Source organism: uncultured Mailhella sp. (assembly GCF_944324615.1).
Lineage (GTDB): Bacteria > Desulfobacterota > Desulfovibrionia > Desulfovibrionales > Desulfovibrionaceae > Mailhella.
The window spans coordinates 1-24,638 of record NZ_CALUWY010000014.1; the positions used below are offsets into that span (position 1 = coordinate 1).

The following is a 24,638-nucleotide window of genomic DNA, read 5'->3' on the forward strand; positions in this document are numbered from 1 at the left end:
ACCCTTCGCCACGCCGCTTAAAAACGGCGACATGGTGGAGATCATCACCGACAAGAACCGCCATCCTCACCGCGACTGGCTGAAAATCGTCAAGACGGCCAAGGCCAGAAGCCGCATTCAGCATTATCTGCGCACGGAAGAGCGCATGGCCGCCGTGGCCCTCGGCAAGGAACTTCTGGAAAAAGAGGGCCGCAAGATGGACTTCAACGTCACCAAGGCGGCCAAGGACGGCAGACTGCAGATTGTGGTGCCGGAATTTTCCCTGAATGCCCTGGACGATCTGTTCGCCTCCGTGGGCACGGGGCGGCTTACGCCGCGGAAGGTGCTCCAGAAGCTCATTTCCATCCTGAACCCCCGGCAGGAGACGGCGCTGGAGGAACCCGCGCCCGCACCCAAGCCCGACGGCACGCCCAAGAAGCCCGTGGACGGCATCACCATCAAGGGCATAGAGGACACGCTCATTCACTTTGCCAAGTGCTGCAAGCCCGTGCCCGGCGATCAGGTGGTGGGCTTCATCAGCCGCGGCCGCGGCGTCATCGTGCATACGGCAAACTGCCCCCATGTGCAGAACCTGGAATCGGAACGCCTCATTTCCGTGAACTGGAACAACGAGGAGAGCAAGCCCTTCCCGGCCGAAATTTCCATCATGGGCCTCAACGAAAAGGGCCTGCTGGCCAAGATCAGCCTTGTGTTCGTGCAGCAGGATGTGAACATCAACGCCCTTCAGATCAAGTCCACCGTGGACGGCCGTTCCCAGATGGATTTCACCGTGGAAGTGCGCGATGCCGTGCATCTTTATCAGACCATAGACAAGCTGCGCACCATAGAGCATGTGCTTGAGGTGCGGCGCGGTACGGCCGTGATGGAAATGTAACCCGGACACGCTCCGTTCCCGCACAAAAGCCCGTCCGCATTCTCTGCGCGGCGGGCTTTTGTGGTTAAAAGAAAAACAGCCTTGCTGATTCAGAAAATCCAGGGTCTTGAGTAAGAGAGAAAAAGTTTTTTGATGTGCTGAGAATGGGGTGCGGTCCGGCAACTGAGCCTTCAAGCATCGCAAAAGTCCATGGCAGGAGAAAAGGGGATGCCGTTTGCTGAAGGATGACAGGGGAGGATTTCGGCGGGGAAAAACGATAGTTAAGGGCAGGCGTTCCGGCTTCGTGGGATAAGGCAAACATGACCGGATATCTCATTCGGCAGGGAAGTTGCCGTATGTCCGCCGGTAAGAGCAATGCCGGGGGCAGAAGCGGAGGTCGGCGCGGTGGGTGAGAGGGCTTTGCAGACGCACAGAGTCCCATGACGCCTGAGACCGCGGAGAAGTACGGGGAGCGGACAGCGGGCTTTTTCCGTGTTGCGGATCCTCGGTGCTGACGGCGGTGCAAGGGAACCGCGGATATTGCAGGGAACTCTCACGGGAGGATTTTCCCTGAGCTGCAGGGCAGTTCTGGAAAGCGGAATCATGCGGTCGGAGCACATCGGTGTTTCCCGGCCTGCCCCTGAAACAGGAAGGTGTTCACAGGATATCGGCGGGAGCGGAACCGGGACAGCCGGTGAGGCATACCTCTGTGCCATGGGTTATTCCTGCCGGTTCTGCTCCGCCATGAGGGGGGAGGCAGCGGTATATCTGACCGGTCTGCAATGTTTGACCACGGCTTTTTCTTTTACAGCACGGTTCAACCAGGTTTCGAGCTGTTTCGGCAGGAGACCGAGTTCTTCTGCAAGGTGCGTCAACTCCTCTTTCGAGAAGGAAGCCCGGCCCATTTTTTTTAGGATAAGGGGCAGGCACAGGTCATAGGCCGTCTGTTCACAGGGGGCGGCCTCTGCAGGAGAATGTTCCGCAGGTCCCTTTTGAAGAGCATCTCCCATGTCGAGCAGGGAACCCTGCCTTATCTGCGGTATATGCTTTTCTCCTCCGGAAGCAACGGCTTCCGGCAGTTTTTCCGTGAGGCGCTCCGTTTCCTCCAGCGCAGGCCAGGGGATTGCGCCTTTATTGATGAGGTCTTTGTTTCCTTCGGGAACAGTGTTGTCCATACGAACAAAAACGGTACCTTTTCTTTTCAGTTCTTCCGTTGCCCCCGCCCAGGTGCCGCTTTTTTCCCCTATGCCGGAACTGACGACAAGCGCATAATCGGCAAGGGCATAGATGAGCTTGTTGCGCTGCATGGCCTGCCATGCCCTCCATGGGGTATCGGGAGCATAGGGGGACAGCAGCAGCAGATTGCCGTCGGCAAGAGCATCCCGGTAATCTTTTTTCAGACTTGCCTTGTGAAGCTGGTCGGCAAGCACCCCGATGACGTGGCCGTGAGCTTTTAATGCTGCGTTCATGGAAATGCTGTCGGTACCTTTTGCCCCCCCGGATATGACGGTGATGTGCTCCCGGGCACATCGGAGAGCAACGGATTCGGCAAAAAAGGCTCCTGTCTGGTCGATATTGCGGGAGCCGACCACGGCAAGGCCTCCATGATTCAGAAAGACCTTGTTTCCCGTGCCGAAGAGTATGGCCGGAGCATCTTTTGCCAGCAGCTTATACCGACGCGGATATTCGTTGTCGCTTCTGCAAAGAAACCAGATTCCCTGCCCGGCCCAGCGCTCCATGGCAAGCCCCAGTTGAACACCCCTGCCGAGCAGATAGGAAAAGCGCTCCGGCTCCATATATGCTGCAACAGCCTCCGGCTCCATAGAGAAAAGATCGCGGGGAGAGCGGCCGTTCCGGTGAAGCCAGACGGCAAGATGGTGATATTGCGTATCGGTCAGGGGCCTGTATGGCGTCTCTCTTTCCAGAGGAGCGCATAAGAGCAGGATGGCTTTTGCATCGTCGGAGAGGGTATTCATCAGTCGATCCTTAACGTATTGAGTGCCAGAGCGGCGGGAAAAACGTGGGAACATCCGTGCCTCCGCAGCAGGGCAGAGACGGCGGTCAGCGTCCAGCCGGAGTTGACAATATCATCCAGCAGCAGGCATGCGCCGGAGCATGGTGCAGAAATTTTATATATTTCCCTCAGATTATTAATCTGCTGTATTTCGTTTTCCATACTTTTCTGCGGTTTGTTTTCACATGTCTGGAGGATACAGGGCTTGAAGGGGAGATTCAATTTAAAAGCAACGCGCCGCGCAAAATCAGGCACAAGAACCGGGTGTCGCAACGAGGGGATGCAGGTCACCCATTCCGGCATGGGAGAGGGGGACCATTCCCGTATCATTTTTGCAAAGGCATGAACGACGGGTTCGGAAAAGAATCCCCTTTCGTATTTGTCGCGGGCAATGACGTCTCCCCATCCGCCGTCTCTCCACGCGCAAAGAGCCCGGCCTTCTTCAGAACGATACTGCTCGGGAATGGCTTTTTTTTGTTCATGGATGATCCAGAACAGTTTAGGCGGGATTTTCTGATAGTTATGAAACAGAAAGTTTCTGGCAGCCTTTTCCAGTCCCCGGTCATACGTTGCAGGCAGAGCGAGAGATGGATTGCAGTTCCGGCATTTTCCGCAGGGACGTACTATAGTGTCATTGAGAGCGTCCTGCAGGAAATTCATCAGACATTGGGGATAGGCGATGTAGTCGTTCATCTGGCGCTGTTCAGCCTTCCTGAGCTCTGTAATGGCCTCGACGGTTTCCCACCGGACCTTATAGCCCGAGGTATACTGATTGGCATAGTATTTCTTATTTTCCTGCGAAAGGGGAGACGGATATTCTATCGTAAGAAATTTGATGGTTTTTTCTAACTGGGATTTTGTTATATTGATTCGTGCAAGTATTTGATTTTTGGTCAGTCCGTCCTCTTCGTCGTTCAGAAGGTTCAGCAGCAGTTCGATATGCTTTTGAGCCGGAAAGGCGCTTTGTATGAAATAGTCGGTGATTTTTTCGTCTTCTTCTCCGCAGAGAAGAACGCCGTGGGCGTTGGGAATGGCACGCCCTGCGCGTCCTACCTGCTGGTAATAGTGTACCACGGAGGCGGGGCGCTGGAAGTGGATGACGAAGCCGAGATCCGGTTTATCGAAACCCATTCCGAGGGCAACCGTGGCGACAAGCACTTTAATTTCGTTTTTTATAAGCTGTTTTTCCAGCGTTTCCCTGACGGCATTGTCTTCGTCACTTTTGAGGGAACTGTAGTAGGCTTTGGCGTTGATGCCGTTTTGCTGAAGCCATTGAGATACCTTGACGGCATCTCTTACGGTCAGAGTATAGACAATGCCGCTTCCCTCCAGTCTGGGAATGGTTTGTGCCAGCCACGCCAGTCGGGCGGAAACGCCGGACAGAAAGATGTTCTGAAGGCGGAGGCTGCTGCGTACCAGCGAACCGCGCAGGATGACAAGTTCCTGCCCCAACTGGGAGCGGATATCGGTCATTACTCTGTTGTTAGCTGTTGCGGTTGTCGCAAGAACGGGAATATTGGGAGGAAGCATCTGCAATATTCTGATAATACGACGGTAGTCAGGGCGAAAGTCATGCCCCCAGTCGGAAATGCAATGAGCCTCGTCAATGACAAGAAGACCGATGTTATGGGTAAGCTTGGGAAGTATGCGCTTTCTGAAATCTTCGTTTGCCAGTCGTTCGGGTGAGATAAGTAAAACGTCAATGGAATTTTCCTCCAGTTCTCTTTCAATATCAGAAAATTCCCGAGGAGCATTGGTACTGTTGATGCTGCGAGCACACAGATGCAGCCTGCCTGCGGCGTCCATCTGGTTTCGCATTAAAGAAAGCAGGGGAGAAATCAGCAGAGTGGGCCCTTTGCCGTTATCACGCATAAGCCTGGTGGCAAGGAAATACACCATGCTTTTTCCCCAGCCTGTGCGTTCCACAACAAGAAGCTTTCTGTTGTTCAGAAGGTGTTCAATGCTTTCCCACTGCTGTTCGTGAAAAGAAGCCCGCGGAGAGTTCAGAGCCTTTTGAAGATACTGGAGAGCCCGTTCCTGCATAGTCATGGAAGTGTCCTGCGGTTGGCGAGATATAGTGTATTTCAGTATAGCTTGTTATATTTTTGAATGAAAGAGGCGCACGAGGAATATTAATTTTTCTGAAGTGCGACAGGCAGAGCCGCATGCCGGGTATCCCGGAGATGGGGAGAACCCGGGAGGGCACGGCGGGCAACGGAGACTGGCTGAACGTGTTCTTTCCGGAAAAGGCTGGGGCAGTATCGGAGGCGCGGAACTTTTTTCATCCTGTGGAGGGCATGACCGGCAGGATAGGGGACGCGGGAGGAGGGAAGAGCGCGGGCAGAGGCAGAAAAAGGGCGAAAGTCTGATCAGCGGCCGGGCCGCCGGGAAGACTTCGGCGTCCGCCAGGAGGAGAAAACGCGGGATTTCAGAGGGCAGTCGGGGAACTACTCCCCCTGGCCCTTGCGGCGGAAAGGAGAGGGCCTGCCGACGTTACGACCGTGCGGGAAGACGCCCGTTGCGGTAACACGCTGAAGGCAGACGTCTTGGGGATGGGAAATGGTGTTTTCCGGCAGTGACGTTGCTGCAAAGATGGTTCGCAGGAGAAGCGCAGGTTCTGAACGGGGGAGCCGCCTTTCGCGCCTGCGGGAGCTGGGGCGGCCTGTCAAGAAGTGCGGGACGCCTTTTCCTCTCCCTGCCTGAAAGGGCCGGGCGCTTCGCGGAGCGTATGTTTGTGCCGTGGGTATTCGACGGCATTCTGCGGTACAGGGGGGATGTCCGCAAAGGCTTTTGCCGCGGCCGGTGCCTGTGGAGTCGGGCGCTTACCCCTTTGGGGCCCGGAACACGAAGCGCGTGATTTCCGAAGGCACGCCCAGGCGGCAGGAGAATCCGTTCCACAGGCCCGTGCCCGGACTGACGTAGAGCAGATGTCCCTGCGGGGTGGTGTAAAGCCCGCGGACATAGCCGCCGTTGTAGTGGCCGATGAGCGGAGCGAGGAAGAAGAGAAGGCCGCCGTGGGTATGGCCGGAAAGCTGAAGATCCACGTCCGGAGCGGGAATGCCCTTGTCGTTGGGCTTGTGGGCAAGAAGCACGCGCGGCCCTTCCGGCGCTCCGGCAAAGGCGGCCTTCACATCCGTGCCCCGGCCGCCGAAGCGGGCGGCGGTATTGTCGGGCACGCCGCCGAGCACAAGTCCGCCGCCGAGCACACGGTGCTCGTTGTTCAGCATGTCCACACCGAGGGCGGTCAGTTCCCGTATCCAGCCGCGCGCGTCGTAGTAGTATTCGTGGTTGCCCGTGACGCCGAACACTCCGTATTTCGCCCGAAGATCGGCCAGAGGGGCCAGATCTTTTTTCAGGGCGCGGGGCAGGCCGTCTATCATGTCTCCGGTGATGACCACGGCGTCGGGGAAAAGGGCGTTCACCTTCCGCACCACTTCCGAGAGCCACGCCGCCTTCTGCACCGGGCCTATGTGCAGATCGCTGAGCTGGACAAGGGTGAAACCTTCAAGTTCTGCTGGAAGTTTCGGCAGGGCCACTTCCACCGTGCGCACGTCGGGCACGCGCACGGCCTGCCAGGTGCCCCAGATGCCGCTTCCCAGCGCCAGCACCATCAGCAGGGCGCAGCGCAGGCCCGGAGTGAAGGGCAGGTGCCACGGCGCCCCGAAGAGCCGGGCCGCACGCAGTCCGAGACCGGCCGCATCCTTGATCAGCGCAAGGAAGAAGAGCACCAGCAGGGAGGCATACAGGGCTTCGGCCGCAAGCATGACGGGAACGGGCAGAACCGGCCGGAAAAAGCCGCCGCCCACCACCTGATAGAACACATATTTGAGCCCGGCGGCCATGAGGGCGAGGCCCAGGAGAGCCTTGGGAACAAAGCCCGCCCTCAGCGGGAGGACAAGGCTGAAAAAGCAGTACAGTGCCACGATGACGGAGGGCAGAAGAAGTCGCATAGGCTGTGGGCACGCAGGTTGAGGGTTTGCAGGCGGCACGGGAAAAACGTGCCTCGGGCCGGGGTACCGGATGCAGGGCGCGTTCCGTGCCGTCACCGGGGGCCCGGAAACAGGCAGAACAGGGAGAACCGGAAGCCTGCCCGGTTTTGCCGGGAAAAGGACGGGCAGGGGGGGGCTGCTGCCTTCAGGCGGAGAAAGCGGCCTTTCTTATCACGAAAAAGCGTTTAACAGAGGCGGCAGGTTCCGGCACGGCGGCACGAAAGAGCGCCCGTCGGTCATGCCGCCGGGCGCTTATTTTCAGGCATTGCGGCCCATGGCAAAGGCCTGCTCCATGGCGGAGCCGCCCGCCACGTCGCCCTTTTTCCATACGCCGGAGGCAAGAAGCACACCCTTTTCCTGCGGCTTCTCCAGGCAGTCGGTAAAGCCGCGGAAGCCTTCGACGGTGCGTTCCAGCGCGGCGCGGTTGCTGTCGGCCGCCGTCACGATGAAGTAGAATTCCTTGCCGGAAATGCCGGTATAGCGCGGAAGCGTTCTGTCGATGAAGGTCTTCATCTGCGCGTTCATGGAGTAGAAATACACGGGCGTGGCCATGACCACCACATCGGCGGCCACAAGCTTGTCCAGAAGGGGCGCCATGTCGTCTTTCTGCACGCAGGCATGGGTGGTCTGGCAGGCCTCGCAGCCGTGGCAGGGATGAAGGTCGTATTCGCGCAGACGCACGATTTCGCCCTTGTGACCGGCTTCGAGAGCGCCTTTCAGAAACGCTTCGCACAGAAGTTCGGAATTGCCGCCCTGGCGCGGGCTTGCGGAAATGATGAGAATATTTTTCATGTTTCCCCTCCCTGAAGGGTTGCGCAGAAGCTTACCGGGGAGCCTGCGCCGTCCATGCCGGGCCGGAGGGGCGTTCTGCCCCGGCGCCTGCCCGGAAGAAAAAAGGCGCGGCGCGCCGTTCCCGGAAGAGGCGTGCCTTCTCCCCCCTCTGCGGAGGGGAGATGCCCCATATTTTTGGATATCCGCCCTTTTGTCCAGAGCGGATACTCTCTTGTTCTTGCCTGAAACTCTCACCCTGCGGAAAAACGCCGCTTTTCTGAGGAAAGGGGCGTTCTCTGCCTGCTTCCGCCCTGGAAGACGTATGCGGAATGCCCTGCATACGCGTGCCGCACAGGGGAGCGCCTGTACGACACGGCATGGTGCGGAAAGGTTATTCTGCGGGGGCGAGCACGTCGGCGTAGAAGCGCTTCATATCCTCCATGGTGGAGAAGTTGGCCATGTACATCTGATCGGCCATGGCCTCGGCCAGGGCCGAGGGAATGCGGCCCACCATCTTCATCTGCGAGGCGTAGCGCGCCATGATCTCTTCATGGGAGAGCTTGAACTTCTTGCCGTCGCGCCGTCCGGCAAAGGCGCAGTAGAAGTGTTCGCCCTCGGGCTGGGTGGAGCGGTCGAAGGCGATCATGTCGGCCCAGATCTTGTACACGTCGGTGCTGCAGGCAAAGTTCATCATGTCCGGGCTGTAGCCGCCGCAGGGGCGCATGTTCACCTCAAGGGCCACGATTTCGCCCTTTTTGCCCATCCCTTCCTGATCCTGCGTGAGGCGGAAGAACTCGAAGTGCACAAAACGGCTTTTCACACCGAAGCTCTTTGCCGTGGCGCGGCCTGCGGCGCGGGTGTCTTCCGGCAGTTCCTTGAGCAGGTAGTAGACGGCGTTGTCCGCGTCGTTCACCACGTCCATGAGCGAGAAGGGCGTCACGTTGCCCGTTTCAAAGATGGGTTCGCCCTTGGAATTGTAGATGGCGTCGTAGGAGTTGATCTCCGCATGGATGAATTCTTCCATGATGTACTGCACGCCGGGAGTCCTGTGAAAGAGAAAGTCATCGAGGTCCTTCTCGCTGGCGAGCTTGCGCGTGTCCGACGCGCCCACGCCGTTGTCGGGCTTGACCACCACGGGCCAGCCCACTTTGGCGATGAACTCCAGGCATTCTTCCCTGTTCTTCACCAGGCAGTAGGGCGCCGTGGCAATGCCCGCCTGCTGGTAGTACTTCTTCATGCCCGACTTGTAGCGGATGCGCGGCATGTCTTCCGTCTGAAAACCGCTCGTGATGTGGAAGTCGGTGCGGAGGGCGGCGTCGCGCTCCAGCCAGTATTCATTGTTGGATTCCAGCCAGTCGATGCGGCCGTACTTGTGTATGAAATAGCCCATGGCCCGGTAGACTTCATCGTAGTTTTCCAGGCTGCTCACCTTGTAGTATTCCTGAAGGCTGCTGCGAAGCTCCGGCAGAAGCTGGGCATAGGGCTGATCGCCTATGCCGAGCACGTTGATGCCGTCGGCCTTGAGGTGATGGCAGAATTTCCAGTAATTGACGGGGAAATTCGGCGAGATGAACACGAAGTTTTTCATGGGGCTTCTCCTCCTTATGGGCAATACCGCCTTGTCTTTTTTGGCATGTTGATTTATTGAGGCTGTTTTTATTTATTTTTTATCAATAATATCAACACTGTTTCCGGCGGTTCGCTCTTTTGCGACAGGCCCTTTTCGGGGAGGGGAAGGGCGGCCCCCGCGAAGCCTTCTTTCAAAGGCTTTCCGTTATTCCCCGAGCAGCCAGGGCATGAAGTATTCCACCTGGCGGTACCACCACGGCCAGTCGTGGTTCACGTCGTGGCCCCAGATGTCCACCCAGAGGTGTATGCCCTTGCGTTCAAACACTTCCTTCAGGTAGCGGGTGGTTTCCGGCATTTCCCATGCTCCCTGGCCCACGCAGATGGCCGCGCGCTGGCTGTTGTACAGGGAAACATAGGGGTGATCGGCGGGCATGTTGGTCATGTAGTCCACCGGAGAATTGCGGTACACGACCTCGTCCATGTAGTCGTCGAAACCGTAGCTTGCCGAATAGATGCCCGACAGCGCCAGAAGGCCGTTGAACAGATCGGGCCGGCGCAGGTACAGGTTCGCCGCATGCAGGGCGCCCAGGCTGCAGCCGAAGGCGATGATGCCGGGATTGCCCTCCCAGCCGTTGGCCGTGCGGGCCATGTGCTGGGTGAAGGGCGTGACCTCGTTGAAGATGTAGTTCATCCACGCTTCGTGCCTGCGGATGCGCCACCAGGAGTCGCCGCCCTTGTTGGACCAGGTTTCCTGATCAATGGTGTCGATGGCCACGACCATGAGCCTGCCGCTTTCGATCCACGGGGCCATGGTGTCGGACATGTGGAAGTCTTCAAAGGAGAAGAAGCGCCCGTCCTGACAGGGAACGAACAGAAGCGGTCTTCCGGCATGGCCGTAGACCTTGCATTCCATGTCACGACCGAGAGAAGGGCTGTACTGCTTGAAATACTGCGTCTGCATATCGTGTTCCTCCGTATTCGGTTCAGCCTTCCAGGCCGTACATCAAGGTGTCCAGGAAAAAGGGAATCTGCTTTTCCCAGCTCGCTTCGCTGTGTTCCCCCCACGGCACCACGCGTGCGGTGAGGTGCACGCCCTTGTCGAGCAGAATATCCGTCAGGCGGCGCAGGTCGCGCTTCATCTGCTGCTGTTCGCCGAATTCCTCCGAACCCCAGTCCATGTAGATGACGGTGTCGGGCGTGAGGGGCGTGGTGCGGATGAGCTGGAGCACGCGGTCTTTGTCGGCCCAGATGTGGGGCGAAAGCGCGGCCGCGCGGGAGAAGAGTTCGTTGTACTTCGTCACGGCATACAGGCTCATGAGTCCGCCCATGGAACTGCCTGCGACAAAGGTATATTCCCTCCACGGAATGGTGCGGTAGCGCCTGTCGATGAGCGGCTTGAAGGTATGGGTGAGCCATTTCATGGTGATTTCGCCGCGCCCGGTGACGGAGCCGAATTCGGGATCGGTGAAATCGAAGGGAGAGTATTCGGAAAGGCGGCCGTTGTCGGGATGATGATTGCATTCCACGGCGGCGACGATGAGAGGCACATCGAAGAAATCAAGGTATTCCCCGAGCCCCCAGCTCTTGCCGTGGGTGGCGTGGGAATCAAAAAAGACGTTGTGCCCGTCGAACATGTACAGAACAGGAAAACGACGGCGCGGCTGTGCCTTGTACATGGTAGGCAGGTAGACATAGGCACGGCGTCTTTCCCTGCCGGTAAGTTCAGGAATGGAAAGTTTCCATGTTTTTACCATAAGACGAAAATGCTTCCTTTCCTCCGCATTGTGGCAACCTGAGAGAGCGGAGCGTTGTTACCCGTCAAGCTTAACATAGCGTCGTGCGAAATTCAATTGCACGCGGCCCGGGGGAAAGAGGGAAACCATTCCGTTATGTGCCGGAAAAAGGAAAAGCCCGGAAGATACATATCTTCCGGGCTTTACTTCTTTACTGGTGCCGAAGAAGAGACTCGAACTCTTACTCCCGAACGGGAACTAGACCCTGAACCTAGCGTGTCTACCAATTTCACCACTTCGGCGCAGGAATGTTCTTAGTAGATTTGCCCTCCCTTGGCAAGCACTTTTTTTGGGTTTTCGGAATTTTTTTTTATTTTTCCTTTTCCGCACCCATCTGCGCCAGGGCGGCATAGAGGCGGAAGCGCTCCTGAGCCTTTTCCCGGGCAGCCCGCGCAAGGCTTTCGGCCCTTTCGGGGAAGGTGCGGCCGAGAGCCTCATAGCGCACCTCTCCCTTGAGGAATTCCTCATAGTCGAGGCTGGGCGCCGCGCTGTCCAGCATGAAGGAGGGCGTCCTTTCCGGGTGGCGGCGGTACAGCGGCCAGTAGCCCGAGGCCGTGGCGCGCTTCATTTCCTCCTGCACGCGGGCCATGCCCGCGCGTATGCCGTGGGCCGTGCACGGGGCGTAGGCAATGACCAGGGAGGGGCCGCGGTAGGCGGAAGCCTCCCGGAGGGCCGTCATGAGCTGCGCGGGGGAGGCGCCCATGTTCACCTGCGCGATATAGATGTTCCCGTAGGGGAGGAACATGGCCCCGAGATCCTTCTTGGCGCTCTGCTTGCCCGACGAGGAGAACTGGGCCACGGCCCCCATGGGCGTGGCTTTGGAGGCCTGCCCGCCGGTGTTGGAATACACTTCCGTATCCACCACGAGAACGTTGATGTCCTCCCCGGTGGCAAGCACATGGTCGAGGCCCCCGAAACCGATGTCGTAGGCCCAGCCGTCGCCCCCGAACATCCAGAAGCATTTCTTGGAAAGGTGATCCGCATGGTCGAGCACGGCGGACACGTCTTCCGAGGGGGGCAGAAGTTCAAGTTGTTCTTTAAGAATATCGGAATCCCGGCCGGAGGCGTCGAAATCGTCGAAGCTGTCCAGCCAGTGCAGGGCCGCCGTGCGGGCCGGCCCTTCCGGCAGGGTTTCCAGCAGGCGCTGCACGCGCGTTTTTTCCGCTTCGCGCTGGATGCGGTCGGAAAGGAACATGCCGAGGCAGAATTCCGCGTTGTTTTCAAACAGGGAATTGGACCATGCCGGTCCGCGGCCCCGGCTGTCGACGGCATAGGGAATGCCGGGCATGGCCGCGCCCCAGGCCTGGGAACAGCCCGTGGCGTTGGCCCAGTAGGCCCGCGGCCCGAAAAGCTGGGTGAGAAGTCTGGCGTAGGGCGTTTCGCCGCAGCCCGCACAGGCGGCGGAAAATTCCAGAAGCGGCCGCCGGAACTGGCTTCCCTTCACGCTGAAGGGGTCGAAGACATCGGCCTTTTCCGGCAGGCCCAGGGCGTACTGCCACGCCTCTGTGTTGTTTTTCGCCTGCGCGCGGGCCGTCATGGAAAGGGCCGCGCCCTTGCGGGGGCAGCTTTCCACACAGCTTCCGCAGCCGGTGCAGTCCATGACGCTGATCTGCAGCGTGTAGAAAAGCCCTTCGGCCTCCCTGCCCTTTGCCGGTACGGCGGCAAGGTCTGCGGGGGCGTTTTCCGCCTCCTTCGGCGTGAGAAGCGAGGGACGGATGACGGCATGGGGACAGACAAAGGAGCACATATTGCACTGCACGCACTTTGTGGCGTCCCATACAGGCACTCGCACGGCAATGTCGCGCTTTTCCCAGGCCGTGAGGCCCATGTCCATGCGGCCGTCCTCATATCCCAGAAAGGCGCTCACCGGGAGGCTGTCGCCTTTCTGCGCGTTGATGGGGTCGAGCAGGCGCGTCACCGCCTCGGGAGCGCCGCAGCGCCGCTGTTCTCCGCCCCGGGCCTGCGCCCAGGCGGCGGGCACGGGAACTTCAAACACATGTTCCATGCCCGCGCGTATGGCGGCCACATTGCGGGCCACCACGTCTTCGCCCTTGGAAAAATAGGTCTTTTTCACCGCTTCTTCCATGAGGCGTGCGCCTTCCTCCAGGGGAAGGATACCGGCAAGGCGGAAAAAGGCGGCCTGCAGGATGATGTTCACATGATGGCCGAGGCTGAGGTCATGCGCCAGCGCCGTGGCGTCGATGAGAAAGAGCCGGGCCTTCTTTTCCGCAAGGCTTCTCTTCAGCGCGGCGGGCAGGTGCTCTTCCAGCTCTTCCTTCCGCCAGGCGCAGTTGAGCAGGAAGGTGCCGCCCTCCCGGAGTTCTGCGGTCATGTCGTACATGTTCACATAGTTCTGACAGTGGCAGGCCACAAGGTCGGCCCTGTGCACCCCGTGGGAGGCGCGCACGGGGCCTCTGCCTATGCGCAGATGCGAACGGGTGAGGCCGTAGGACTTCTTGGCGTCGTATTCAAAATAGGCCTGGGCATAGAGAGGCGTTGCGGCGTTGATGATTTCCACCGTGTTCTTGTTCGCGCCCACCGTGCCGTCGGAACCCAGCCCCCAGAACTTGCAGCTCATGAGGATGTCGTTTTCCTCCATGTCCATGTTCTCCCCGGCAGGCAGGGAACGCATGGTCACATCGTCGGTGATGCCGATGGAGAAGTGATTCATGGGCTCGGGGCGGCGGAGATTGTCGAACACGTCGCGTATCTGCGAGGGGGTGGTGTCCTTGGAGGAAAGGCCGTAACGCCCGCCCGTCACCAGACAGGAACGGCCGGAATTGACGAGGGCGGCGCACACGTCGAGGTAGAGCGGTTCTCCCGCAGAGCCCATTTCCGCGCATCGGTCCAGCACGGCGATGCGCTTCACGGTGCCGGGCAGGGCGGCAAGCAGGCGTTCGCAGGAGAAGGGGCGGAACAGGTGCACCTGCACGAAACCCACCTTCCGGCCCGATGCTCTGAGCACGTCCACGGTTTCTTTAATGGTGCCGCTGACGGAACCCATGGCAATGATGACTTCTTCCGCCGCGCTGTCGCCGTAATACTGGAAGAGGTGGTATTCCCGCCCCGTGAGCGCGCCCACCTTCTGCAGGTAGTCTTCCACCACGGCGGGCAGGTCGTCGTAGAAGCGCCGCGAGGCCTCCCGGGCCTGGAAGAAAATGTCGCTGTTCTGCACCGTGCCGCGCACCGTGGGGTGTTCCGGGTTCTGCGCTCCGGCGCGGAAGGCGGCAAGGGCGTCTTTGTCCACCAGCGCGGTGAGGGCGTCAAGATCCGGCTCTTCCACCTTGCACAGCTCGTGGGAAGTGCGGAAACCGTCGAAGAAATGCAGGAAGGGCACCCGGGAGCGGATGGCGCACAGGTGGGCCACGCCCGCAAGATCCATGGCTTCCTGCACGCTCCCCGAAGAGAGCATGGCAAATCCCGTCTGTCGGCAGTTCATGACGTCGGAATGGTCGCCGAAAATGGACATGGCGTGGGTGCCCACGGTGCGCGAGGCCACATGAAGCACGCAGGGCAGCCTTTCCCCCGCAATGCGGTGCAGCACCGGGATCATGAGCAGCAGCCCCTGAGAGGAGGTGAAGGAGGTGGCGAGTGCCCCGGTCTGCAGGGCGCCGTGCACGGCGGCTATGGCCCCGGCTTCGGACTGCATTTCCACCAGAGTGACGGGACGCCCGAACATGTTGACACGCCCCCGGGCGGACCAGAGGTCGGTTTTCTCGGCCATGCCGGAGGAAGGGGTGATGGGATAGATGGCGGCGACTTCCGTAAATGCGTAGGCCACATGGGCGGCGGCCGTGTTGCCGTCCATGGTGACAAGCTTTTTCATGCTGGTGCGCTCTTGTTGTTGTGGCGGCGGGACGCCGGGAAAAGGATGTCTGTTGTCCGGCAGACGGGAGCATGGGAGCACAGAACCGGGGAACTGTCAAATCCTTCCCTGCCGGAAAGGGTGTTTTTACTGGAAAAAGCAGGGGGAAAGCGCATCCGCCCGCAGGGGGGAGGGGAACGCGTTTTTTCTGCATCAGGCGTGTTGATCCCCGGTGGCACGGGCCTGAAGGCCCCTGATGCAGGCGCCGTGTTCAGGCCTGTGCGGCCTTTTTGCCCCGGAAGAAGCCGGGCCGGAAGAGCCGCACAGGAAAAGGAGCATGAGAGAGCAGCAGGGACGGGCACGGGCGCTCCTGCGGGATGGCGCATGCGGCGGGCAGCGTGGCCTGTTCCATGCTGCATGGGCAAAAAGGTCTTCTCAGAAAATTCATGCGTTGTTCATGGCCGCGTTATTCATGTGGGATACCTCTTGCGGCATATGGTCATGAACATTGTTATGGAGGAAAAAGGTATGGCAGGCAGCAGACGTGATTTCATCTTCGGTTCTCTGGCGGCGGGGGCGATGTTCGCCGTGGGAGGCATGACTTCCCGAGCGTTCGCGGCCGCTCCCGGCGAGGTGAAGGTGATAAGCCTTGAAGAGTGCGTGTCCATGAACCCCCTGAGCATGGCGGAATCTTCCGCCAAGGTCATGGCAGCCTGGCGTTATATGAAGGATTCCGCCAACATGATCGGCAATGCCGGGCTGCGCAGCGCGGTGCTCGACATGCTGGAAACCCCCGCTCCCACCGTGGCGGAGAGCGATGAAAAGGCCCTTGTGGCCGAACTGAAAAAGGCAGACCTTCTGGATGAGAAGGCCGCGGGCATTTTCCCCGTCTGCGCAGATACCGGCAGGAGGCCCCAGCCTTCCTGGGCCGCGCCCGGCAGCGGCTGGGGAAGCCATCATGCCTACCCCGGCGGCCTCGTCACCCACGTTGCGCTCAATGTGGCGAGCGCCCGGGCCTTGTGCGACAACTACAAGGCGGTGTTCGACATGGATGTGGACAGGGACGTGGCCCTTGCCGCGCAGCTTCTGCACGACGTGCACAAACCGTGGGTGTTCCAGTGGAAGGACGACGCCTCCTGCCTGCCGGAAGCCACCATTGCCGGTACCGGCGCGCACCATATTCTGAGCATTGCCGAATCCATGAAGAGAGGACTGCCCGCAGAGGTATGCGTGGCACAGGCCTGCGCCCACGATCACCCCGGTACTCCCGCGCTGGAAGCTTCCGTGGTGAACTGGATCAGGGCGGCGGCCATCATTGCGGGCAGGGACGCCGTGGCGGACGGCTGTCTGGAGAAGGGCGGAAAGACGCTGCCCCTGCCCCGCAGGCCTGAGGGCTTCGTCACCCATCTTGCCGACCATGACTGGGTGCTCAGCGTGTCCGCGGCGCAGTGGCTTACCGTGGAACTGAAAAAAATTGCCGCGGAACGCTACCATATCCGGGGAAAGGATCTCGAAGGCAGGCCCTTCAACAGCTTCCGGAATTATGTGCTTTCCCAGAGAAGCGCCATGGAGCTTTATGCCGTCTACAGCAGAAACGGTGCCTCCCGGCTGGCCGGGGAAGTGGGCCGCGTGATCACGGCAAAGAGCTGACGGCAGAAAAAGGAAAAGGCCGGGTTGCCCCGGCCTTTCTGCTATGCTTCGTGCTTCAGATCAATGATGGGTCTGGCATACTGGATGTCCGAATCCCAGGGGAAGAGCACCCAGGTATCCTGACTCAGCTCCGTGACGAAGGTGTCCACCAGGCCGAGTCCTTCGGGCTTGGCGTAGAGTGTGGCGAAATGCGCCCTGGGGAGCGCCGCACGCAGAATCTGTGCCGTGTGCCCGGTATCCACGAGATCGTCGATGATGAGGGTGTCGGGTTCGTTGAAGGAAGGATCGGCGTTCTTGAGCACGGTTTCCGCGTCGCCTTCCTCGCGGTAGTTGTAGAGCATGATGCAGGCGGTGTCGATGTGCCGGATATTGAGTTCCCGGGCGATAATGCCTGCGGGAATGAGTCCGCCACGGGTGACGGCCACGATTCTGGTGAAGACGCCGCGTTCCAGAAGCCGCCAGGCGAGCGCCTTGGCGTCGCGGTGAAGCTGTTCCCAGGTGACGGGGAAGGTTTTATGATAGCGGTCTGCTTTTGCCACAATAAGTCTCCTGAAAAAAGCGTTTCACAACAGGCGGGCCGTGTTCCGCGTGTCCGCGTGCTGCCGGAAAAGGCGCAGGGGGCGGCGGCTCCCCGCGCCTTGTGCATTACTGTTCTTCCACCTCGGGCACCTTGTCCTGCGCAGTGGAGGAAAGGGTCATGTTGAGCATCTGATGCCTCCTCATGCTGAGGTAGGCATTCCTGAGGGCCACATAGGGTTCCAGCGCGGATTCGGTGATCTGGTCGTAGGCCTTGTACAGGGAATCGGCGTTGTTGAAGGAGAAGAACGTGCTGGCCGCCAGGCTCACTTCCCAGTCGAGGGCATAGTTCTGCGGCTTCATGAAGCCGTCGCCCGTTTCACCCACGGCGCCGCGCACGGTGGAGGGGCCGAGGAAGGGAATGATGAAGTACGGCCCGTCGGGCACGCCCCACACACCGAGAGTATAGTCGAAGTTCTCCGTTTCCGGATGATAGGCGTAGAGGGGCCGGCTCTGGCTCGCCACGTCGGCAAAGCCCAGGCTGACCATGAAGTTCACCAGAGAACGGTCGAACTCCACACCGGCCTGCGCAAACTCGCCCTGCAGCAGGCTGTTGGCCATGCGCACGGGGAAGGCCACGTTGTGGGCGAAATTGCTGATGCCGGAACGGATCTTTTCCGGCACGATGAAGGCATAGCCCTTGTGCAGGGGCTTGACCACATACTGCAGGAACCAGTCGTTCACATGGAACCAGAAGCGGTTCCAGCCTTCCAGCGGATCGTTCTGAAGTGCGGCGTCCTCTTCGTTGAAATCGTCGTAATCGTCGAGACCGCCGTAATCCTCCCCGTCGTCGACGGGAGCGGCGGAAGCGACCTGAGCGGCAGGGGCGGAAAGTTCCCCCTCCGCGGAAGCAGCTGCGTCCTTATGGGCGGAGCAGGCCGTGCCGCAGGCGAGCGCCAGGGCAAGAAGGGCGGCAAAAAACAGGCGTTGCATCACTTCTCTTCCTTTTTCTTGTTTTTCTGTTCCTCAGCCTTGACCTTCACGCGGTCGATGAGCTCCTGAGGATTGTTCTTGTTGAGGATGTCGCGGAACTGGTCGCGGTAGTTCTTGATCATGCTTATGCCTTCAATGAGCACGTCGTACACCACCCAGCGGTTGTTCTTTTCCAGCATGCGGAAGGCCACGGGGTAAACCTTCTGATCGGCCAGAAACTCCATCTGCACTTCCACGCGCTTGCCGTTGCCGCCGCTCACCTCGCCGGTGAAGCGCACCTTCTGGCCGTTGTATTCATCCAGCGTGTCGATGTAGGTGTTGCGCAGAAGATCGGTGAAGGCGGTTTTGAAATCCTCCTTCTGCTGCGGCGTGAACTGCCGCCAGGTGGGACCCACGGTGCGGGTGGAGAATTCTTCAAAATCAAAGAGATTGAGAAGTTCTTCCTCGACTTTCGCCCGGATGGCGGGCTTGCCCTCGGGGGTTTTGAAGGCGGGATCGCTGAGCAGGCCGAGAATGCGCTCGGCTCCGGCCTCCGCCGTCTGCCGGGCGGTCATGGGCGCGGCAAAGGCCGGCAGGGCCGCCAGGGAAAAGACGATGAGGGAAAGCAGGAATACTTTGATTTTCATGGATTATACGCCTCCGAAAACAACTTTTCCGATAAGGGCTTCAAGGTCGAGCGCAGGTTCGGTATCGGTGATGAGGCTGCCCGGAGCGAGCAGTTCTTCCGATCCGCCGGGGGTGATGGCGATGTACTTGTCGCCGATGAGGCCGCTCGTCTTCACCGAAGCCATGACATCTTCGGAAAGCGGCACGCCTTCATTGATGCGAAGGTCCACATGGGCGGTGTAATCCTTGGTGTCCAGGCGTATGGCCGACACGCGGCCTATGGACACCCCCGCGATTTCCACACTCGCGCCCGTTCTCAGACCGGCCACGGAGGAGAAGCGGGCCGTGACGGTGTAGCCGTTGTCCCCGAGTACTTCCATGCGGCCAAGCTTGATGGTGAGGTAGGTCACGCAGACAAGACCGATGACCACGAACACGCCGATGACGGTGTTTTTTGCAGCAGACATAGCTTCCTCGTTAGTCGTCCAGCCATTCGGCAAGGGCCCTGCGCACGGAGGTATCCAGAGGCGGGGCCGCCATGCGGCGGGATTCTTCAAATTTACGGTCAAGGAAGCGGCGCAGGTACGCATCCTGCGACGCCTTCAGTTCTTCCTTTGTGCCTGCAAAGGCCGTTCTGCCGTCCTTGAGCACCAGCACATGTTCGGCAATGTGGTCCACACTGCCGAGGTCGTGGGTGACCACCACGGTGGTCATGGCGGGGTAGCAGGCCTTCATGTCCAGAAGGAGCTGATCCATCTGGGCGGCGGTGATGGGATCAAGCCCGGAGGTGGGCTCGTCGCAGAAGAGCACCGGCGGTTCCGTGACGATGGCGCGGGCAAGGCCTGCGCGCTTGCGCATGCCGCCGGAAAGCTCTCCGGGGTAATAATCGGCAAAGTCCTTCAGCCCCACAAGTTCGAGGGTGCGCAGGGCCGCTTCCCGCAGCAGCTTGCGGGGCAGGGTGGTGTGCTCCACCAGGGGCAGGGCCACGTTTTCCGCAAGGGTGAGGGAACTGATGAGCGCGCCGTCCTGAAAGAGCACCCCGAAGCGGCGGCGCAGTTTGCGGAACTGCCGCTCCGACATGTTGCAGATGTCGCGCCCGCCGATGAGGATGCGCCCGCCTGCCGGGCGGTTCAGCCCCAGAAGCAGGCGCAGCAGCGTGGTTTTGCCGCAGCCGGATTCGCCGAGTATGGTGGTGATGGTTCCGGCGGGCAGTACGGCGGAAAAATCCTGAAGGACGAGACGGCCCTCATAGCCGCCGTCCAGATGTTCTATGCTGATATCCCAGGCCTGCTGGTTCATGCGTGCCTCTAAAGAAGGAAGGAGGTGAGGACATAGTCGGCCATGAGGATGAGCACGCAGCTCATGACCACGGCGGAGGTGGTGGCGTTGCCCACGGCCTCGGCTCCCTTGCCGTCGCTTCTTCTGTGGGCGTTGTAGCCCTGGAAGCAGCAGACGGTGATGACGATGACGGCAAACACCGCCGCCTTGAGAAAGCAGCCGTTCACGTCATGGAGCGTGACGCTGGATTCTATGCCCGAGAAATAGCGGCCTTCGTTGAGCCCGAGCAGCACGCAGGCGGAAAGATAGCCGCCGAAGATGCCCACCACCGTGAAAATGGAGGTGAGCAGCGGGAAGGTGATGACGGAGGCCAGAAGGCGCGGCGTGACCATGTAGCCTGTGGGATTGATGTCCATGACCTCAAGGGCGTCCACCTGATCGGAGATGCGCATGACGCCTATTTCCGCCGTCATGGCGGAACCGGCGCGCGCCGTGATCATGACGGCCGTGAGCACGGGGGCCATTTCGCGGATGAGGGTGAGCGCAAGCAGGGAGCCGAGCATGCCCTGCGCGCCGAACATGGACATGGCATAGAAGGCCTGAAGTCCCAGCACCAGCCCGGTGAAAAGGCCGATGAGCAGAATGACGAACATGGACTTCGCGCCGATGACGTATACCTGCTGAAGTACCTTGCCGAACAGGCGGCGGGAATGCCATGTCTGTCTGACGGCGTCAAACAGAAACAGCGCCATTTCGCCGAGGCGGTTCACAAGATTCAGCACGGGTGCGCAGATTTCATTCATACTGATACCTTAACCTCAGGGGTAATTTTTGGACGTTAGCCGATTTCGCATGACATTGCAATGCACTGTTTCGCCCTGCGGCCCGCGGCCCTTGCATGATCGGCGCGCCCGGAGTATGAGGAAAAGACGGAATATTCCGACCGAACGTTTTTTCAGGAGAATGCCTATGTGTCTTGCCGTTCCCGTATGCGTGGTGGACGTGCCGGAAGAGGGGAAGGCCCGCGTGCGTGTGGGCAGAGGGGAAACCTATATGGATATCTCCACCCTGCTTCTGCCCGAAGCTCCCCGCCCGGGGGACTATGTCATCGTGCATGCGGGCTTTGCCCTGCGGAGCCTCGACGCCGCCGAAGCCGAGGAATCCCTCAGAATATTCCGCCAGATCGCCGAACTTGGCGTGAACGAAGGCCTTTCGCCGGAAGCCTTGTAGCTTTTTCCGGGGAAAAAGCGCCTGCGCAGGGCTGACCCTTTGCGGCGCAGAAGCCGCCATGTTTTTCCTCTTCCGCCCGGTCATGGGAAATTCCCGTGGCCGGGCTTTTCATGCGTTTTTTTGGGGCGCAGGTTCCTTTCCTGCACCGTCTGAATGGTTTTTCCGCGCTTTTGGGGCATGTGCGGAAAAGGACGGCCTTTTTTTACTGGAAGAGGCGGAAGGGCGCGGTGAGCACGCCGCCCACCACGTCGAGGAAGGTGGAGCCGATGTTGCTCACCGTTCCCGTAACCGCGCCTATGAGCTTGTAGGTGACTTTCGGCTTGAAGAGGTTGCCGGTGATGGTGAGGGGCATTTCCGGGATGCCCGCAAGGGTGACGGTGGCCCTTGCGTCGATGCTTTCCCGGGCAAGGTTCACCGTGCCCGAGGCCGTCACCGTGGTCAGGGAACTTCTGATGAGAAAATCCCGGCAGGTGGCCACGCCGTTGACGACGCCCGCCGACATGGACATGGTCCTGAATTCGGTTTCCGAGCTCTTGCCGCGGGCTTCCTGCGGGGGCGAGATGATGGCCCCGTCCTTCACCAGGAAGGAGAACTTGCCGTTCAGGGCGTTTTTCCAGTCCTGCCAGTTCTTCTGGCGGGAGTGCAGGTCGGCTTCCGCGCTTCCCGTGCCGCTGATGAGGGTTTTCTGCCCTCTGTCGCGGCTGAGGGTGAGCATGTTCACCTCGCGGCAGTGCACGTTCAGCCCGATGTCGGCATGGTTTCCGTCCGGGGTGAGCGCAGCCTGAAACGAACCGGAAACGCTTCCCCCTCCGGGGAAGGAGGCCTTGAGGGGTACGGAGAGCACGCCGTTTTTCTGGGAAACGGGCAGGTCGATGCGGGAAAGGGTGGTGGCAAAGGCCCGGAATCTGTCCAGAGAAAGCCTGAGGTCCACATCCCTTTTCTTCAGCAGGTCGAGGGGCAGGGGGGTGCGCGTTTCGTCGGATTTTTTTCCCTCTCCCTCCTTTGCCCGGTACTCGTCCAGATCAAACGACGGAACGCGGAGTTCTCCGCTGAGAAGGGGCCTGTCGGAGAAGGTCTGCTGAAGGCGGCCGCTGAATGCTGCGCCGTCCACCGAACCGGAAAGATTCTGCAGCGTCACCTGATCGGCATTGAAGGTCACGTCAGCGGAAGCTTCCGCCCGCTGCAGCGTCTTTTTGCCGGAAAGGGGAGGAAGGGAAAGGCCGAAGGCGGCGGCGCAGTCTCTGATGGATGCGGTGGAGAAGCTGAGCCTGCCTTTCGCCGTGGGGGCTGTCGCGATATCGGCAAGGGCAAGGTTGCCCTTCAGGGTGAAGGCCGGATGCCGGAGTGTGGCCCCTTCCACGGAAACGGTGTTCTTGTCGATGTTGAAACCGCCCTTGCCGGAAAGGGTGAAGCTCATGTCCTGTCCGAGCAGGGAGGAAAAGGCGCGGTTCAGCGTGGCCTGAAGGGTGACGGGCTGTCCGCTCATGGACACCGGCAGGCCGAAGGACGTGCTGAAGGCCAGAGAGGCCTGAGAGGAATCCGCCGTGACGGACCATGTTTTTGTGGTAAGTCTGACGTTCCATTTGCCGCGAAAATCCATGGTCCGGGGCATGGAAGTAGCTTTTTTGTCCGGCACAGCCTTTGCCTGGGCGTTGATGTCCAAGCTCTGCCAGGGCAGGGAACTGCCGTTTCTGAGGGTGAAGCGTCCCTGCTCCAGCGTGCCTTTGACGCTGCCGCCGAGGCTGCTCAGCATGGTGAGGCCGGAACCGGGATGGAAGGTGAGGTCCACCGCGCCTTTTCTGAGCACGCCGCCCACGGCGGAAAAGCCCGCAAGATCCCTGGTGAGCTTTTCCATGGCCACGCCGGAGAGATCGGCCGTGACGCGGATGTCGTCCTGCAGATAGACGTTGGAGGAACCCTTGCCGCCGTAGACGTTTCCGACCTTGATGACCAGCATGGTGCCGTGCCCGGGAGCGGGAACCACATGCACGTCGGCGTCGCCCGTGCGGAGGTTGAGAATGGAGGCGTCATCCGCGCTTATGTGGATGTCGTAGCCGACATGGATGCCGGAGGAGGGCGTTTCTTCAGGTTCCGCCTCATGGTGGGGCAGTACCGGCGGGGGCAGGTGCGACATGTCCGGGACATGGCCCGAAAGTTCCGGGAAGATGCGGTTCAGATCGGCCTGTTTTGCATGGGCGCTGATGAGAATGTCGGGCTTGAGAAATTCCCGGCAGCTTCCTTCGCCTTCCAGGGGGATGCCCTGCACCACGGCCCTGAGGCGGGGCACGATGATGCCCCCGGGGCTGAGTTCCATGCCTTCAAAGGAGCCGGTGATACTGTCCAGCGCGTACTGAAGACCGGGATCCATGAGCCGCCCGAAGCCGAACCAGCGGGTAAGGCTGAAATGGTGGATGTCGGCGCGGCCCTTGAACAGGGGGGCGCCTTCGGTGAGGCCGGTGATGTTGCCGTACAGCGTGACATGGTCGTCGCCCATGCGGGCGTCGGCTTCCTCTATGGTCACGGGGGTGGAAAGGTCGGGCATGCGGAAGCGCACGGCAAGGGATATGGGCACGGGGTGGCCGTTCATGGTGAGCGTGGCCGTTGCATCGGCGTTGCCCTGTGCGCTGTAGCTTCCCGTTTCGGGGGCGGCGGTGAATTCGGCGCCGACATGGAGGCGGAGCGGTTCCGTCATGGGAAAATAGCGGTAGGGCGCGGAAATTTCCCGGCCCAGAACCGCGTCCAGCGCGCCGAGCTGCATTTCGGAGGAAAAGTCCACGCTGCCGCTCCATACGTCGTGCAGGCCCCGGTGCAGGGAGGCGAGGGAGAGGCGGGAATGCTTTGCGGAAAATTCAAGCCCGGAGGACAGAGAGCCGTGGAGATTGTCCACTCCGAGATTGAGATGCCCCGGCAGAAAGCCCGGAAGGCGGGAATCGACCTGTATGCCGGAGAGCACGAGACTGCTTTTGCCGTCCGCCCCGATGACGCGGCAGGTGCCGTTTTCCATGCGTATGCGCACGCCGATGACGCTCCGGGGAAGCCTCGGCAGGGTGAAGGAGGCAAAGGGTTCCCCGGCATTGCCGGAAGATTGCCCGGAATCTGCGTTTTTTTCCTCCGTCTGTTCCAGAAGTCTTGCCGAAATGTCGACGGTGGGGTTTTCCAGCGTGAGGGAGCGGATCACGGGCTTCAGGCGGAGCAGGGAAAAATAGCTTATCTGGATATGGGCGCGCCGGATATGCGCCTCCATGCTGTCCACACTGCCGCGCTGCAGGCTGAGATCGTTCACATGGAGCGTGGGCAGGGGGAACAGGGAAAGGGATATCTCCCCTATGTTGCACTGGACGTTGAGCTTCGATTCCAGTATCTGGGAAACAGTGGAGGCCAGACGCGATGGCTGAAGCCATGCGAGATAGCCGTAGACCATGGAGGAGAGAAAAATCCCCCACAGAATCAGAAGTACTGTTCCAAGACGCGGTTTCCGCATATTCCCTCTTGACGTGCCGCGGTACTTTTCGTACCGATTTTTCAGGCCGGACCGTGTGTGCATAGTAGAAAAGTTGACGTCGGTGCACAA

At 60.0% G+C, this 24,638-nt stretch carries 19 protein-coding genes and 1 tRNA gene; 3 read left to right on the forward strand and 17 right to left on the reverse strand.

From position 1 onward, the window contains the following. The coding region (locus tag Q0K07_RS04925; protein ID WP_294557230.1) for an ACT domain-containing protein at positions 1-874 on the forward strand (874 nt) is incomplete at its 5' end. A 64-nt stretch (positions 875-938) separates the two neighbouring features. On the opposite strand, the gene Q0K07_RS04930 is transcribed toward Q0K07_RS04925, so the two are convergent. The 10 genes from Q0K07_RS04930 to nifJ all read right to left on the reverse strand — a co-directional run bounded on the left by Q0K07_RS04930 (position 939) and on the right by nifJ (position 14,815). After that, a complete protein-coding gene (locus tag Q0K07_RS04930; RefSeq protein ID WP_294557233.1) occupies positions 939-1,175 on the reverse strand; it encodes a hypothetical protein in 237 nt (78 codons plus the stop codon). A gap of 397 nt (positions 1,176-1,572) precedes the next feature. Next, positions 1,573-2,829, reverse strand: coding sequence for a DNA-processing protein DprA (locus tag Q0K07_RS04935; RefSeq protein ID WP_294557235.1), 1,257 nt, complete (start codon positions 2,827-2,829; stop codon positions 1,573-1,575). Next, complete coding sequence (locus Q0K07_RS04940) at positions 2,829-4,916, reverse strand: RecQ family ATP-dependent DNA helicase (RefSeq protein WP_294557237.1); 2,088 nt, start codon at positions 4,914-4,916, stop codon at positions 2,829-2,831. Before Q0K07_RS04940 ends, Q0K07_RS04935 begins: the two co-directional genes overlap by 1 nt. A 773-nt stretch (positions 4,917-5,689) precedes the next feature. Next, positions 5,690-6,817, reverse strand: coding sequence for a metallophosphoesterase (locus tag Q0K07_RS04945; protein WP_294557239.1), 1,128 nt, complete (start codon positions 6,815-6,817; stop codon positions 5,690-5,692). Between the two features lie 297 nt (positions 6,818-7,114). Further along, positions 7,115-7,648, reverse strand: a complete 534-nt coding sequence (locus tag Q0K07_RS04950; protein ID WP_294557242.1) for a flavodoxin family protein — start codon at positions 7,646-7,648, stop codon at positions 7,115-7,117. Positions 7,649-8,018: 370 nt separating this feature from the next. Continuing rightward, positions 8,019-9,215 (reverse strand): hypothetical protein, encoded by a 1,197-nt coding sequence (locus tag Q0K07_RS04955; protein ID WP_294557244.1) that lies wholly within the window; start codon positions 9,213-9,215, stop codon positions 8,019-8,021. A gap of 186 nt (positions 9,216-9,401) precedes the next feature. Beyond that, positions 9,402-10,157 carry an alpha/beta hydrolase-fold protein gene (locus tag Q0K07_RS04960; RefSeq protein ID WP_294557246.1) on the reverse strand — a complete coding sequence of 252 codons (756 nt, stop codon included), beginning with the start codon at positions 10,155-10,157 and terminating at the stop codon, positions 9,402-9,404. Between the two features lie 22 nt (positions 10,158-10,179). Next, a complete protein-coding gene (locus Q0K07_RS04965; protein ID WP_294557249.1) occupies positions 10,180-10,950 on the reverse strand; it encodes an alpha/beta hydrolase-fold protein in 771 nt (256 codons plus the stop codon). Positions 10,951-11,144: 194 nt separating this feature from the next. Continuing rightward, positions 11,145-11,231: transfer RNA gene (locus Q0K07_RS04970), tRNA-Leu, on the reverse strand. 68 nt (positions 11,232-11,299) lie between these two features. Continuing rightward, positions 11,300-14,815, reverse strand: coding sequence for a pyruvate:ferredoxin (flavodoxin) oxidoreductase (nifJ, locus tag Q0K07_RS04975; RefSeq protein WP_294557252.1), 3,516 nt, complete (start codon positions 14,813-14,815; stop codon positions 11,300-11,302). A gap of 507 nt (positions 14,816-15,322) precedes the next feature. On the opposite strand from nifJ, the gene Q0K07_RS04980 reads away from it, so the two are divergent. After that, a complete protein-coding gene (locus Q0K07_RS04980) occupies positions 15,323-16,444 on the forward strand; it encodes a metal-dependent phosphohydrolase (protein WP_294557254.1) in 1,122 nt (373 codons plus the stop codon). 41 nt (positions 16,445-16,485) lie between these two features. On the opposite strand, the gene gpt is transcribed toward Q0K07_RS04980, so the two are convergent. The 6 genes from gpt to Q0K07_RS05010 form a co-directional block, all read right to left on the reverse strand. After that, complete coding sequence (gene gpt, locus Q0K07_RS04985) at positions 16,486-16,983, reverse strand: xanthine phosphoribosyltransferase (protein ID WP_294557257.1); 498 nt, start codon at positions 16,981-16,983, stop codon at positions 16,486-16,488. A gap of 106 nt (positions 16,984-17,089) precedes the next feature. Next, positions 17,090-17,953, reverse strand: a complete 864-nt coding sequence (locus Q0K07_RS04990) for a VacJ family lipoprotein (protein WP_294557258.1) — start codon at positions 17,951-17,953, stop codon at positions 17,090-17,092. Further along, positions 17,953-18,579 carry a phospholipid-binding protein MlaC gene (locus tag Q0K07_RS04995; RefSeq protein WP_294557260.1) on the reverse strand — a complete coding sequence of 209 codons (627 nt, stop codon included), beginning with the start codon at positions 18,577-18,579 and terminating at the stop codon, positions 17,953-17,955. Before Q0K07_RS04995 ends, Q0K07_RS04990 begins: the two co-directional genes overlap by 1 nt. A gap of 3 nt (positions 18,580-18,582) precedes the next feature. Then, positions 18,583-19,026 (reverse strand): outer membrane lipid asymmetry maintenance protein MlaD, encoded by a 444-nt coding sequence (gene mlaD, locus Q0K07_RS05000; RefSeq protein WP_294557262.1) that lies wholly within the window; start codon positions 19,024-19,026, stop codon positions 18,583-18,585. 10 nt (positions 19,027-19,036) lie between these two features. Next, entirely contained in the window at positions 19,037-19,858 is an 822-nt protein-coding gene (locus tag Q0K07_RS05005) for an ABC transporter ATP-binding protein (RefSeq protein ID WP_294557265.1), read from the reverse strand. A gap of 8 nt (positions 19,859-19,866) precedes the next feature. After that, positions 19,867-20,640, reverse strand: a complete 774-nt coding sequence (locus tag Q0K07_RS05010) for an ABC transporter permease (protein ID WP_294557268.1) — start codon at positions 20,638-20,640, stop codon at positions 19,867-19,869. 166 nt (positions 20,641-20,806) lie between these two features. Between Q0K07_RS05010 and Q0K07_RS05015 the strand changes: the two genes are divergently transcribed. Continuing rightward, positions 20,807-21,067 carry a HypC/HybG/HupF family hydrogenase formation chaperone gene (locus Q0K07_RS05015; RefSeq protein ID WP_294557271.1) on the forward strand — a complete coding sequence of 87 codons (261 nt, stop codon included), beginning with the start codon at positions 20,807-20,809 and terminating at the stop codon, positions 21,065-21,067. A gap of 202 nt (positions 21,068-21,269) precedes the next feature. Here the strand turns inward: Q0K07_RS05015 and Q0K07_RS05020 are convergent, their stop codons facing one another. Next, a complete protein-coding gene (locus tag Q0K07_RS05020) occupies positions 21,270-24,548 on the reverse strand; it encodes an AsmA-like C-terminal region-containing protein (RefSeq protein ID WP_294557274.1) in 3,279 nt (1,092 codons plus the stop codon). Positions 24,549-24,638 lie beyond the last annotated feature (90 nt).

What these genes read in the sequence shown, in the direction of transcription:
- Q0K07_RS04930 (WP_294557233.1), bottom strand. Translation starts at nt 1,175, where the DNA reads ATGTTTGCCTTATCCCACGAAGCCGGAACGCCTGCCCTTAACTATCGT.
- Q0K07_RS04935 (WP_294557235.1), bottom strand. Translation starts at nt 2,829, where the DNA reads ATGAATACCCTCTCCGACGATGCAAAAGCCATCCTGCTCTTATGCGCT.
- Q0K07_RS04940 (WP_294557237.1), bottom strand. Translation starts at nt 4,916, where the DNA reads ATGACTATGCAGGAACGGGCTCTCCAGTATCTTCAAAAGGCTCTGAAC.
- Q0K07_RS04945 (WP_294557239.1), bottom strand. Translation starts at nt 6,817, where the DNA reads ATGCGACTTCTTCTGCCCTCCGTCATCGTGGCACTGTACTGCTTTTTC.
- Q0K07_RS04950 (WP_294557242.1), bottom strand. Translation starts at nt 7,648, where the DNA reads ATGAAAAATATTCTCATCATTTCCGCAAGCCCGCGCCAGGGCGGCAAT.
- Q0K07_RS04955 (WP_294557244.1), bottom strand. Translation starts at nt 9,215, where the DNA reads ATGAAAAACTTCGTGTTCATCTCGCCGAATTTCCCCGTCAATTACTGG.
- Q0K07_RS04960 (WP_294557246.1), bottom strand. Translation starts at nt 10,157, where the DNA reads ATGCAGACGCAGTATTTCAAGCAGTACAGCCCTTCTCTCGGTCGTGAC.
- Q0K07_RS04965 (WP_294557249.1), bottom strand. Translation starts at nt 10,950, where the DNA reads ATGGTAAAAACATGGAAACTTTCCATTCCTGAACTTACCGGCAGGGAA.
- nifJ (WP_294557252.1), bottom strand. Translation starts at nt 14,815, where the DNA reads ATGAAAAAGCTTGTCACCATGGACGGCAACACGGCCGCCGCCCATGTG.
- Q0K07_RS04980 (WP_294557254.1), top strand. Translation starts at nt 15,323, where the DNA reads ATGGCAGGCAGCAGACGTGATTTCATCTTCGGTTCTCTGGCGGCGGGG.
- Q0K07_RS04990 (WP_294557258.1), bottom strand. Translation starts at nt 17,953, where the DNA reads ATGCAACGCCTGTTTTTTGCCGCCCTTCTTGCCCTGGCGCTCGCCTGC.
- Q0K07_RS04995 (WP_294557260.1), bottom strand. Translation starts at nt 18,579, where the DNA reads ATGAAAATCAAAGTATTCCTGCTTTCCCTCATCGTCTTTTCCCTGGCG.
- mlaD (WP_294557262.1), bottom strand. Translation starts at nt 19,026, where the DNA reads ATGTCTGCTGCAAAAAACACCGTCATCGGCGTGTTCGTGGTCATCGGT.
- Q0K07_RS05005 (WP_294557265.1), bottom strand. Translation starts at nt 19,858, where the DNA reads ATGAACCAGCAGGCCTGGGATATCAGCATAGAACATCTGGACGGCGGC.
- Q0K07_RS05010 (WP_294557268.1), bottom strand. Translation starts at nt 20,640, where the DNA reads ATGAATGAAATCTGCGCACCCGTGCTGAATCTTGTGAACCGCCTCGGC.
- Q0K07_RS05015 (WP_294557271.1), top strand. Translation starts at nt 20,807, where the DNA reads ATGTGTCTTGCCGTTCCCGTATGCGTGGTGGACGTGCCGGAAGAGGGG.
- Q0K07_RS05020 (WP_294557274.1), bottom strand. Translation starts at nt 24,548, where the DNA reads ATGCGGAAACCGCGTCTTGGAACAGTACTTCTGATTCTGTGGGGGATT.